Here is a 12,242-nt window from a genome sequence, read left to right on the forward strand (position 1 = left end):
ATAAATTCGGGCATAACGCTTGCTGCTTTATGGAGCAGCAGACACACTACAAGCCGTTCAAGGCCCTACGATAACCTACCGCGGCCTCACTCGCTTTCCTTGTCCCTCTACCCACGAGGCACCTGCCATGGCACTTTACGACGCTCCGCGCCTGTTCGGATTCGAACTGGAGTCGACTGAGAATCTGAGTTTTATTCCGCTCGCCGTGCGCTTTAACCTGGACCGGTTCGGCCAGCGCATTTCGCTCGATCAGTGGCGAAGACTGCCGCACGGCGACCGCGAGTTGCTCGCACGCTTTCCTGTTGAAGACGACGCCGCGATCGAACCCAATTTTGACCGGGCACTCGCCGAGATGCTGCGAACCCACACCGAGGCGTTGCCGGAGACATTTGCGCCCGACGGCGATCCGATCTGGGCGCACACCGACGTGGTGCCCGAAACCGTGATTCGCCAGAGCAGTTTGTGCGGGATCGGCTCGCCGAGTCTTGGGCGCTGGTCGGAACTTTCGCCGTTCCAGCGTTATGCGCTGGCCAAGTTATCGCGCAAGAGCGAGGTGAATCACGACTTCGTTCCGGCGATGCGGGAGTTTGGTCTAGCCGATTAGGATTGCGTTTGCACATTGACGGGGTGGCTGAGCGGACGTCCGGGGCCGGCAGAAAAGCCCAGGCGCGAGCGTAGCCACTCCCGACGACGACTAATAAAACCAACCCGCAAAGCGGACCGCTGCGTCTCATCAACAACCCGCGATCGATGCCAGTCGGTCGCCGGCAGGCCTGGCTTGCAAGACGCCTCCGCGGCGAGCAAGAAACCCTGTCAACAGGCACTTTTTAAGCGCCTACCCTAAATAACTCCCACCCCCTGCCGATAACTAGAAATCGATGCTCGGAATCGATGCGAAGACTCGCACCCAGTCTTCCCAGCCCCGCATGCCGGACGGCTATCGACACCATGAAATCATTCTTTTCACGCCGCCTGCTGGTCAACCTCGCCGTCGTCCTGGTGGCCATGGGCGCGAACGCGTTCATCGCCTACGAGCAAATCGACCTTCAAAGCGATGCCGACGCCCGCACGCGCCGCTCACTCAGCCTGATGCGCGACCTCGACGCGTACCGCAGCGCGCTCGGCGAAATCCTCCCCGAAATCAGCTGGTACGAAGCAAGCGGCTTACTCAAGCCCGCCGACGTTCGCGAGGCGCGCGCAGCGCATATCGACGCGCTGGAAAGCGGCTTGCGCGCCCAGTTCGCTTTCGAACCCGGCATGGAAGGCGCGTTCCACCTGCTCGGCGAAAGCGCGCGCATCGCGAAACGCGACGCTCAATCGGCGTTCGAACACGCCGCCGCGGATGCACCTGGCGCCTCCCGCGATTGGACCCGGCAAGCGGTCCGCCGGCTCGCCGAGGACCTGCTTTCGCTCGATGTCGAACTGGCGGTGCTGCGCGCGCGAGAAGCCGATTCGCTCGCGGCGACGCTCAACGAATCCGCGCGGGCGTCCAGTCGTGCCGTGCTCCTGCTGATCCTCACGATGCTCGCCGGTGGCGGCGCGCTGATCTACACCTTCGCGAGCCACGAAAGTTCGGCGCGCGACAAGTTGCGCATTGCCCGGGCCATGCAGCGCAGCAACGAGCGTTTCCGCGATCTGTTCGACGCGCATCCCGTGCCCATGTGGATCGTCGATGCCGCGACGTATCGCTTTGTCGCAGTGAATCCGGCGGCGCTCGGGCACTACGGCTACAACGAGCTCGAATTCCTGTCGATGACCGTGCGCGACCTGCACGCCGACGACGACTTCGATCGCCTCGCCGCGCTGCTCGCGCGCTACACCAGCGATCAGCCGCGCCAGCCGCGCCAGACGGGCCAGACGGGCCAGACGGGCCAGACGGGCCAGACGGGCCGGACGGGCCAGACGGGCCAGACGGGCCAGACGGGCCAGACGGGCCAGACGGGCCAGACAAGCGCTCAGCGGCGCGCGGGCGTATGGCGGCACAAGCGCCGCGACGGCGTGCAGGTCAGCGCCGACATCTCGACTCACGCGCTGACTTATTCGGGGCATCCGGGCATTTTCATGCTGGCGAACGACGTCACCGACCGCATCAATGCCGAGATCGAAGCGCGGCGTTCGAAGCAGATGCTGGAATTGCTTATCGACAATATTCCGCAGCGGATCTTCTGGAAAGATCGCGAGTCGCGTTATCTCGGCTGCAATTCCGCCTTTGCCCGCGACGCCGGGCTCGCCAGCAAGGAACAAGTAATCGGCATGACGGACGACACGCTGCCCTGGGCGCGTTCGGCCGCGGAACTTCGTGACGGCGATCGCCAGGTCATCGCGACCGGCCAGCCGTTGATGAACCAGGAGCGCGACATCCACCGCGACGGCGAAATGCGCACCTCCATCACCAGCAAGCTACCGCTGCTGGATGGGGCGGGGCGCATTATCGGCGTGCTGGGTTCGTACGACGACACGACCGAGCGCAAGCGCGCGGAACTCGCGCTGCGCCTGCAAAGCCGGGCACTGGATGCCTGCGTGAACGCCGTGCTGATTACCGGCACGACCGCCACGGGCAACGTGATCGAGTACGCGAATCCCGCGTTCAAGCGCATCACGGGCTACGATCCGGCCGATATCGTGGGCCGCGATTGCCGTTTCCTGCAACGCGACGACCGCGATCAGGAAGGCCTCAAGGCGATCCGCGAGGGCTTGGCCGCGAACCGCGAAGTCAGCGCGGTGCTGCGCAATTATCGTAAGGATGGCGTGCTGTTCTGGAATCAGCTATTCGTTGCGCCCGTGCCGGACGCGCACGGGCATACGACGCATCACATCGGCGTGATCAACGACGTGACCGAGGTGATCCGCTATCAGGAGCAGCTCGAATATCAGGCGAACTACGACACGCTCACGCGCCTGCCGAACCGCAATCTGCTGCGCAACCGGCTGCAGCACGCTATCGACAGGGCACGCCAGCAGGAGACCACGGTGGCCGTGGTTTTCGTCGATCTCGATGGCTTTAAGAACGTCAACGACAGCCTTGGCCATAGCGTCGGCGACCGTTTGCTCGCGGTGGTCGCCGAGCGGCTGGCACGGTGCGGGCGCTCCGGCGACACGATCGCGCGCCACGGCGGCGACGAGTTCGTGGTGGTGCTCCCCGACATGACTGGCGAGAGCACTCTGATTGCATGGATGGAACGTGTGCGCAACGCCATCTCGGACCCGGTGTGGCTTGACGGCACGGAGATGTACGTGGGCTGCAGCATGGGCGCGAGCCTGTTTCCGCAAGACGGCGACGATGCCGAAACCGTGCTCAAGAAAGCCGATCTCGCGATGTATCGCGCGAAGGACATGGGCCGCAACACGTACCAGTTCTACCAGCCGGAGATGAACGCCACTGTGGGGGCGCGGATGAACGTCGAGCGGCGTTTGCGGCGTGCATTACGCGACGGCGAATTCCTGCTGCACTATCAGCCGCAAGTGGATCTGACCACGGGCGAGATCGTTGGCATGGAAGCGCTTGTGCGCTGGATGGACCCGGAGTTCGGGCTGGTCCTGCCGACTGCGTTTATTCCGGTGGCGGAAGAATGCGGGCTGATCGGGCCGCTCTCCGAATGGGTGCTGCGCGAAGCCTGCCGGCAAAACAAGGCGTGGCAGGACCAGGGGCTGCCGGCGGCGCGGATGTCGGTGAATCTGTCGGCGCGGCAGTTCCAGCAACGCGATATCCGCGTACTTGTGACGTCCGTGCTCGAAGAAACCGGCCTCGCGCCGCAGTACCTGGAAATCGAACTCACCGAAAGCGCGATCATGCGCAACGGCGAAGAGGCCGTTACCACCTTGTCGGAACTGGCGGCGCTGGGGATCAGCATTGCCATCGATGACTTCGGGACCGGGTATTCGAGCCTCAGTTACCTGAAGCGTTTTCCGGTGCACCGCTTGAAGATCGACCGCTCGTTTGTCGCGGATATCGGCTCGCCGGGAGGCAATGAAACGATTACTTCAGCAATCATCGCGCTCGCTCATTCGCTCGAGTTGCGGGTCATTGCGGAGGGCGTGGAGACGGCAGCGCAACTGGACTTCCTGATCGCCCGCGCCTGCGACGAGATGCAGGGTTATTTCTTCTCGCCGCCGTTGCCGGGCGGCGACATTCCCGCGCTGTTGCTAAACAGCGGGATCAGCCGCTCGCTCGGCGCGCGCGAGAGTCAGTCCGATCAGTCCAGCCTAGGCAGTGCGCGCGGACGGCGGTCGCTGTCGGTCGCGACGTAGGTCAGCGTAGCTTCCGTTACCTTCACCACGTTTTCCGTCAGGCTCATGCGCTGCGCATAGACCTCGACCGATACCGTCACTGACGTATTGCCCGTCTTCACGATATCCGTATAAAAGCTCAGCAGATCGCCGACAAACACCGGCTGCTTGAACACGAACGAATTCACGGAGATGGTCGCCACGCGCCCGTTCGCGCGCCGGCTTGCCGGGATCGATCCGGCGATATCCACTTGCGCCATGATCCATCCGCCGAAAACATCGCCGTGGACGTTGGCATCGGACGGTTGCGGCACCACGCGCAGCGCGACCGGCTTGTTCGGGAGTTGCAGGGATTGGGTCACGAGCGGATTTCCATGAAAGAGTGACAAAGACGGGATGCCGGCGGGTCAGCGCGCCACGGCACCTTCTGCGACAATGCAGCATTAAACGATGTTGCTTGGCGCTCCGAACGAGCTCGAACGATTCTCAGCCACGATTCTCAGCCGTCCAGCGTGCTTTTTACCGCGTTTGGCCGAGGCTCCGGCTGATCGCCGCCCGCGCCGGGAAACATTGAATTGTACGGGAAAGCCCGCATTTTGAGATGGGTGCCCCGTCCCGCGATACCTCGCTTGTCCGACGCCGGTTCTTTATGCGGCGAGGACCTCTGCAGACCTTGAATCCATGCGCCGCAATTCTCCCTCCGAACCGGTTCCCACCGCCAAAGGGCCGCGTAACGACTGGCAGACCATTCTGTCGCTGCTGCCATACCTGACCACGTACAAATGGCGCGTTGCGTTTGCGCTGACGTGCCTTATCGGCGCGAAAGTTGCGAATCTGGGCGTACCGATCGTGATGAAAAAGGTCATCGACAGCCTGAGTTCCATTCAGCATCTGACCGCGCTCGGACGCGCGCAGGACTCCGCTGCGATCATTTTAGTGAGTGGCGTGGGCTTGCTCGTGGTGGCGTATGCGGTCGTGCGCTTGTCCACTTCGCTGTTCACCGAATTGCGCGAAATGCTGTTCGCGAAGGTTACCGAAAGCGCCGTGCGGCAACTCGCGCTCAAAGTGTTCCGGCATCTGCATTCGCTGTCGTTGCGGTTTCATCTGGAGCGGCAGACCGGCGGCATGTCGCGCGATATTGAACGAGGCACGCGCGGCATTCAGCAACTCGTTTCGTATTCGCTCTACAGCATCCTGCCGACGCTCGTGGAAGTCGGCCTCGTGCTCGGGTTTTTCGTCGCCAAATACGAGGCGTATTACGCGATCGTCACGTTGATTGCGCTGGTGACGTACATCGTGTTCACGATCAAGCTCACCGAATGGCGCACGCACTTCCGGCGCACGATGAACGAGCTGGATTCGAAGGCCAATTCGCGCGCCATCGATTCTTTGTTGAACTACGAAACCGTAAAGTATTTCGGCAACGAAGAGTGGGAAGCGCAGCGTTACGATGAAAACCTCAAGCGCTACAGGACAGCGGCGATTCGCTCGCAACGGTCGTTGTCGGTGCTCAACTTTGGGCAGCAATTCATTATCGGCACGGGGCTCGTGTTTATTCTTTGGCGCGCGACGCAAGGCGTTGTTGCGGGACATCTCACGCTCGGCGATCTCGTGCTGATCAACACGTTTATGCTGCAGTTGTATATCCCGCTGAATTTCCTGGGCGTGGTGTATCGCGAGCTCAAGCAAAGTCTCACCGATATGGACCGCATGTTCACCTTGCTCGGCGCCGGACGTGAAGTGCCCGATGTGCCGAACGCGCCGCCGCTTGTCGTCAAGGGCGCGGAAGTGCGCTTCGAGAACGTGAGCTTTTCTTACGAGCGGGCGCGGTCGATTTTGCATGGCATCGATTTCACGATTCCTGCGGGGACTACGACGGCGGTGGTCGGCCATAGCGGCTCGGGCAAGTCGACGCTCGGGCGTCTGCTCTTTCGTTTCTACGACCTCGAACGCGAGCAAGGCGGGCGGATTTTGCTGGACGGCCAGGATATCCGCGATGTCGCGCAGGATTCGCTGCGCGCAGCAATTGGGATCGTGCCGCAGGATACGGTGCTGTTCAACGATTCGATCTACTACAACATCGCGTATGGCCGGCCATCGGCTTCACGCGATGAAGTGATCGCAGCGGCGCGAGCGGCGCATATTCACGAGTTCATTGAAAGTTTGCCGGCGGGGTATGAGACGCCGGTGGGCGAGCGCGGGTTGAAGTTGTCGGGCGGGGAGAAACAGCGCGTGGCGATTGCGCGGACGTTGTTGAAGAACCCGCCGCTCCTGATCTTCGATGAAGCCACGTCAGCGCTCGATTCGAAATCCGAGCGCGCGATTCAGCATGAGCTGGATCTGATCGCTCGGGAACGGACGACGCTGATTATTGCGCACCGGTTATCGACGGTGGTTCATGCGCAGCAGATTATCGTGATGGATCACGGGCGGATTGTGGAGCGCGGGACGCATGCGGACTTGGTGCGCGCCGGTGGATTGTTCTCGCAGATGTGGGCGCTGCAGCAGCAGAAAGCGCAGGAGCCGGAAGAGGGCGCGAGTGATGCGGTGGAAGTGGGGGACACGGCGCGGGCTTGAAACGCTGTGGCAACCGGAAGATGAAGGGGGAAGCGTCCCGGATATGTCCTGAAACTCGCAACAGAAAAACGTCGATGCCGGCAGGCATCGACGTTTTTTTTACGGTGGTCGACCTTACTCAGTCGCGTGAACCAGCGCTGTCGCGCGGCCATGCCCGACGCCCACCGCCCCCGGCGCGGCCCACCGCAGCCACTGCGTGCGCAGCGCCAGCAGGAAGCCGAACGCAAACATCGCCAACACGCCAAACGTCGCGAACCCCATTTGATAGCTGCCGGTACTTTCCTTAGCCATCCCCATGATCACAGGCAGATAAAACCCGCCGATCCCGCCCGCCGCGCCGACAATTCCCGACAACAGCCCGGTCTTGCCCTTCCACCGCTGCGGCACGAGCTGGAACGTCGACCCATTGCCAAGCCCGAAGCACAGATACAGGCAAACCAGCAACGCGATACCCCCGGCCACCGGCGGCATCCACACAGCAAAAGCCAAGTCGGCGATAGCAATCACCGCCAGCAGCACGAGCAGCGCACGCACGCCGGTCACGCGATCGGCGAGATAGCCGCCGAACGGCCGCACGATCGCGCCAAGGAACGCGAGCATCGCCATGAAGAGACCCGCTTCGATCTTCGGCATCTGATAGAGATTGGTCAGCAGCAGCGTCACATACGAAGACATACCGACGAACCCGCCGAACGTAATGCTGTAGATCAGCATGACGACCCACGTATCGCGTTCTCCGAGGACTGCGCGGTAATGTTTCGGCAGCACGGCGATGGCGAGCAACGCGCCAAGCACCGGCAGTAACAAAACGCCTGTACGCCCGCCGCCGAACACACCACCATGCACCGCGAGCACCATCACGATCAGCCCGGCGAGCGTGATCGCGAAACTGGTCATCGCGCGCGACGTGCTGCCGCTCTTCTGACCGCCATCCGACGCCCATGCGAACAGCGCAACCGCCGTGATCGCGAGTAACGGCAAGGCGGCGGCAGTGGCCAGCTTCCAGCCGAAGACATCGGCGAGATGGGGAAACAGGAAACCGTCCAGCACCGCGCCGATATTGCCCGCCGCAGCCAGCCCAAGCACCAGTCCCTGCACCTTCGGCGGATAGTTGCTGCCGGCCATCGGCAACGCGACGGCGAAGCTCGCACCGCCCATGCCGAGGAACACGCCGAGCACGAGCAGCAGCGAGTAAGACGGCGTCCCGGGCAAGAGCGGCAGCACGATTGTCGGAATCGATGAAAGCAGCACGCCCATCAGCGCGACCCGGCGGCCATCGGCGGATTGATACAAGTTGCCGAGCGTCACGCGCAGGATTGCTGCGGCCAGCACGGGTACCGCGACGAGAAAGCCCTGGCTGGCTGCCGTCATCGTGACGTCCTTGCTGATGAACGGCGCGAGCGGGCCGTACAGCACCCACACGGTGAACCCGGTATCGAAGTAGAGGAAACAGGCAACCAGCGAACGCCAGTTACCGCTCTTTAAAGACGAGATCAGGTTTTTCATCGGATCCTCTGCGTGGGGCAGCTGTGGGAGGCGTCGATGACTGGCTCTGGACCATGGGCCGACGCTTGGCCGAGCAGAATTTGCAAGTATCATGCCAATGAAATCCATCTTTTTAGCCGATACCCGCAGACCCAACAGCGATGCGCCCTTGCGCTGCATGAAGGCTCGCGAGCGCCGACGTTTCGCTCGCCTAAACGCAATACCGCGCGCACTGCTATCGCTGCGATGCAGCACCGCGCGTGTGCGGGTCGCGTGAGAATGGTGCGAGGTAGTTCACGGATCCAGCCATGGCCAACGGAACGGTAAAATGCCGGAGCGTCCAGGGAGCATCCCCAATCAGGCCGAAGGAGCCGCATGGAACTGAAATGGCTCGAAGATTTCGTCTCGCTCGCGGAGACGCGCAGTTTCAGCCGTTCGGCTGAACTGCGGCACATCACGCAACCGGCTTTCTCGCGCCGCATCCAGGCGCTCGAAGCGTGGCTCGGTACGGATCTCATCGATCGTTCCGTCTACCCGACACGCCTCACTCAAGCCGGTCAGGTGTTCTACGAACAGGCGCTCGCGATGCTTTCCCAGTTCCACGAAGCGCGCACGCTATTGCGAGGCCAGACCGGCGTGCCCGATGCAACCATCGACTTTGCGGTTCCTCACACGCTCTCGCTGACTTATTTCCCGCGATGGCTGCAACACATCGAAGCCCGGCTTGGGCGCATCAACACACGCTTGCGTGCGCTGAATGTTCACGACGCCGTGTTGTCGCTGGTGGAAGGCGGCTGCGATCTGGTGATGGGTTATCACCATCCGAGTCATCCGGTCGCGCTCGATCCCGCGCGCTACGACATGCTCACGCTCGGGACCGAACCCATCAGCCCGTTCTCGTCGGTGAACAAGGGAGGCCGCGCGCGCTACACCTTGCCCGGCGCCGCCGATGCCCCCGTGCCCTATCTCTCGTACACGCCGAACGCTTACCTGGGCCGCATGACGGAGGTGATCATCGGGACATCGCCGACGCGTCTTTATCTCGACAAGGTCTACGAAACCGACATGGCCGAAGGTCTCAAGGCGATGGCGCTGGCCGGTCATGGCGTGGCGTTCCTGCCGCACAGCGCAGTCGCTAAGGAAGTCGATGAAGGCAGCCTGATCCGGCTGGACAGGGGAACCCGCGGAACGCCTGCCGGTCAGTTCACGCTGACGATGGAAATCCGCTTGTACCGCGACACGATGGCGTCGAAAGGCGACGATCCTCGTCAGGCATTGATGCGTAATCTTTGGGCCGCAGTCGGCGAGGAGCTCTCAAGACCGGCGGAAACCCAGTCCACATAAGCGGTCCAGGCGTTATGCATGAAAGACATAACGCGATGATGAAACGGCATTGGATTTCAATATCCGAATTTTCGACAATGAAGTCATTCCACACAACGCTGGGGCTTCGATGTCATCGCCGCAACAAGACCATTCGGTTTCCGCTGTTCAGCACGCCATTCCCTCCTATCTCGATTCCACCCATCTCGGCCCTTGGGGCAACTATCTTCAGCAGGTCGATCGCGTAGCGCCGTATCTTGGCTCGTTGTCGCGATGGATCGAAACCCTCAAGCGCCCGAAGCGCATCCTGATTGTCGATTGCCCTATCGAACTCGATAACGGCACGGTCACGCACTTCGAAGGCTATCGGGTCCAGCACAACATGTCGCGTGGTCCGGGCAAGGGCGGCGTGCGGTATCACCAGGACGTGACGTTGTCGGAAGTGATGGCGCTGTCGGCGTGGATGTCGGTGAAAAACGCGGCTGTGAACGTGCCGTACGGCGGCGCGAAGGGCGGTATTCGCGTCGATCCGCGCACCTTGTCACGTGGCGAACTCGAGCGCCTGACGCGTCGATACACCAGCGAAATCGGCATCATCATCGGACCGAACCAGGACATCCCCGCGCCCGACGTCAACACGAATGAACAGATCATGGCGTGGATGATGGACACGTACTCCATGAACCAGGGCCAGACGGCAACCGGCGTGGTCACGGGCAAGCCAATTTCTCTTGGCGGTTCGCTCGGACGCAAGGAAGCGACCGGTCGCGGCGTGTTTGTCGTGGGTTCGGAAGCGGCGCGCCGGATTGGCTTCAATATTGAAGGCGCGCGCATCGCCGTGCAGGGTTTTGGTAACGTCGGCGGAATCGCGGCACGGCTGTTCCAGGAAGCCGGTGCAATAGTGGTGGCGGTGCAGGATCACACTGGTTCGCTGTACAAATCGTCGGGTATCGATGCCGTCGCGTTGCTCGAGCACGTGGCCAAGCATGGTGGCGTGGGCGGCTTCGAAGGCGCAGACCCGGTCAGCAAGGACGAGTTCTGGACCATTGAAAGCGACATCCTGATTCCCGCTGCGCTGGAAGGGCAGATCACGGAAGAAAACGCATCGAAGATCAAGACGAAGATTGTTGTGGAAGGCGCGAACGGCCCGACCACCACGGCGGCCGACGACATTCTCCACGATAAGGGCATTCTCGTAATCCCCGACGTGGTGGCGAATGCGGGCGGTGTCACAGTTTCGTACTTCGAATGGGTGCAAGATTTCTCCAGCTTCTTCTGGACCGAGGACGAGATCAACCAGCGGCTCGAACGCGTCATGCGCGAAGCGTTCGCGGCCGTGTGGCAAGTGGCGAGCGAGCATTCGGTGTCCGTACGCACGGCGGCGTTCATTGTCGCGTGTACGCGGATTCTGCAAGCGCGCGAAATGCGCGGCTTGTATCCGTGATTTCAGCAACAGGTAACGTTTGCGAGCGCAGGTCAGAATGAGGCGGCGCTAACGCAAAAAGCATCAAAACGCCCGGGGGCGTCCTTCGGGACGTATCCGGGCGTTTCGCGTGACAAGTACAAGAAAATTAGGGCGGAACCACGGCACTTGAAGGCGCTGGAAAGCCCGTGTAATCAGACATTGCAGCGGGTGTCTCAAAAATAAGCAACTGTGGACAACATTCATTCTTTCAAATTTATTACCCTGCTAAAATTGCGCCGTTTTCGCCAAGGAGATCAAACTATGAAATTTAAAAAAGCCGCGCTGCTGCTCGCCGCACTGGGTGTATTCGCCTCGGGTGCGCAAGCGCAAAACAACGATACGTTAAAGAAGATCAAGGATTCCGGGAACATCTACCTGGGTTTCCGTGAGTCGTCGATTCCGTTCTCGTACTACGACGACAAGCAACAGGTCATTGGCTATTCGTATGAGTTTGCTTTGAAGGTGGTCGACGCCGTCAAGGAAAAGCTCAACATGCCGAACCTGAAGATTCAGCAGAAGTCGGTCACGTCGCAAAACCGCTTGCTGCTCGTGACGGGCAACCAGATCGACCTCGAGTGCGGTTCGACCACGAACAACCTCGAACGTCAGCAACAAGTTGCCTTCTCCAACACCATCTTCGTGATCAGCACGCGCCTGATGACCAAGAAGGATTCGGGGATCAAGGACTTCGCCGACCTGAAAGGCAAGACCGTGGTGACGACCGCGGGCACCACGTCCGAGCGCCTGCTTCGCAAGATGAACCAGGACAAGAACATGGAGATGAACATCATCAGCGCGAAGGATCACGGCGACTCGTTTTTGACGTTGTCGACGGGACGCGCCGTTGCGTTCATGATGGATGACGCGTTGCTCGCCGGCGAACGTGCGAAGTCGAGCAATCCGGGCGATTTCGTGATTGTCGGTACGGCGCAATCGCGTGAAGCTTATGGTTGCATGCTGCGCAAGAACGATCCGGAGTTCAAGAAGGTGGTCGACGACGCCATCGCCAAGGTGGAAACCTCGGGTGAAGGCGACAAGATCTACAAGAAGTGGTTTGAAAGTCCGATTCCGCCGAAGGGTTTGAATCTGGCCTTCCCGGAAAGCGACGACATGAAGGCGCTTTTCAAGAACCCGAACGACAAGGCAATCGATTAATCCCGATGCT

Annotated in this window: 8 protein-coding genes; 6 read left to right on the forward strand and 2 right to left on the reverse strand. The window is 61.1% G+C overall.

Annotated elements, in window-relative coordinates:
* Positions 1-127 precede the first annotated feature (127 nt).
* A complete protein-coding gene (locus M0D69_RS08405; RefSeq protein WP_301781574.1) occupies positions 128-604 on the forward strand; it encodes a nitrate reductase associated protein in 477 nt (158 codons plus the stop codon).
* A gap of 344 nt (positions 605-948) precedes the next feature.
* A complete protein-coding gene (locus M0D69_RS08410; protein WP_301781575.1) occupies positions 949-4,248 on the forward strand; it encodes an EAL domain-containing protein in 3,300 nt (1,099 codons plus the stop codon).
* On the opposite strand, the gene M0D69_RS08415 is transcribed toward M0D69_RS08410, so the two are convergent.
* Entirely contained in the window at positions 4,194-4,589 is a 396-nt protein-coding gene (locus tag M0D69_RS08415; protein ID WP_301781576.1) for an acyl-CoA thioesterase, read from the reverse strand. The two genes, M0D69_RS08410 and M0D69_RS08415, sit on opposite strands and share 55 nt — an antisense overlap.
* A 319-nt stretch (positions 4,590-4,908) precedes the next feature.
* On the opposite strand from M0D69_RS08415, the gene M0D69_RS08420 reads away from it, so the two are divergent.
* A complete protein-coding gene (locus M0D69_RS08420; protein WP_301781577.1) occupies positions 4,909-6,804 on the forward strand; it encodes an ABC transporter ATP-binding protein/permease in 1,896 nt (631 codons plus the stop codon).
* A gap of 114 nt (positions 6,805-6,918) precedes the next feature.
* On the opposite strand, the gene M0D69_RS08425 is transcribed toward M0D69_RS08420, so the two are convergent.
* Positions 6,919-8,310, reverse strand: a complete 1,392-nt coding sequence (locus M0D69_RS08425; RefSeq protein WP_301781578.1) for an MFS transporter — start codon at positions 8,308-8,310, stop codon at positions 6,919-6,921.
* A gap of 354 nt (positions 8,311-8,664) precedes the next feature.
* On the opposite strand from M0D69_RS08425, the gene M0D69_RS08430 reads away from it, so the two are divergent.
* The 3 genes from M0D69_RS08430 to M0D69_RS08440 all read left to right on the forward strand — a co-directional run bounded on the left by M0D69_RS08430 (position 8,665) and on the right by M0D69_RS08440 (position 12,232).
* Positions 8,665-9,633: a LysR family transcriptional regulator gene (locus M0D69_RS08430; protein ID WP_301781579.1), complete on the forward strand. Its 969-nt coding sequence runs from the start codon at positions 8,665-8,667 to the stop codon at positions 9,631-9,633.
* 109 nt (positions 9,634-9,742) lie between these two features.
* A complete protein-coding gene (locus M0D69_RS08435) occupies positions 9,743-11,056 on the forward strand; it encodes a Glu/Leu/Phe/Val dehydrogenase (RefSeq protein ID WP_301781580.1) in 1,314 nt (437 codons plus the stop codon).
* A 282-nt stretch (positions 11,057-11,338) separates the two neighbouring features.
* Positions 11,339-12,232, forward strand: a complete 894-nt coding sequence (locus M0D69_RS08440; protein WP_301781581.1) for a glutamate/aspartate ABC transporter substrate-binding protein — start codon at positions 11,339-11,341, stop codon at positions 12,230-12,232.
* Positions 12,233-12,242 lie beyond the last annotated feature (10 nt).

The sequence above is a fragment of the Caballeronia sp. SEWSISQ10-4 2 genome (assembly GCF_030464885.1).
GTDB lineage: Bacteria > Pseudomonadota > Gammaproteobacteria > Burkholderiales > Burkholderiaceae > Caballeronia.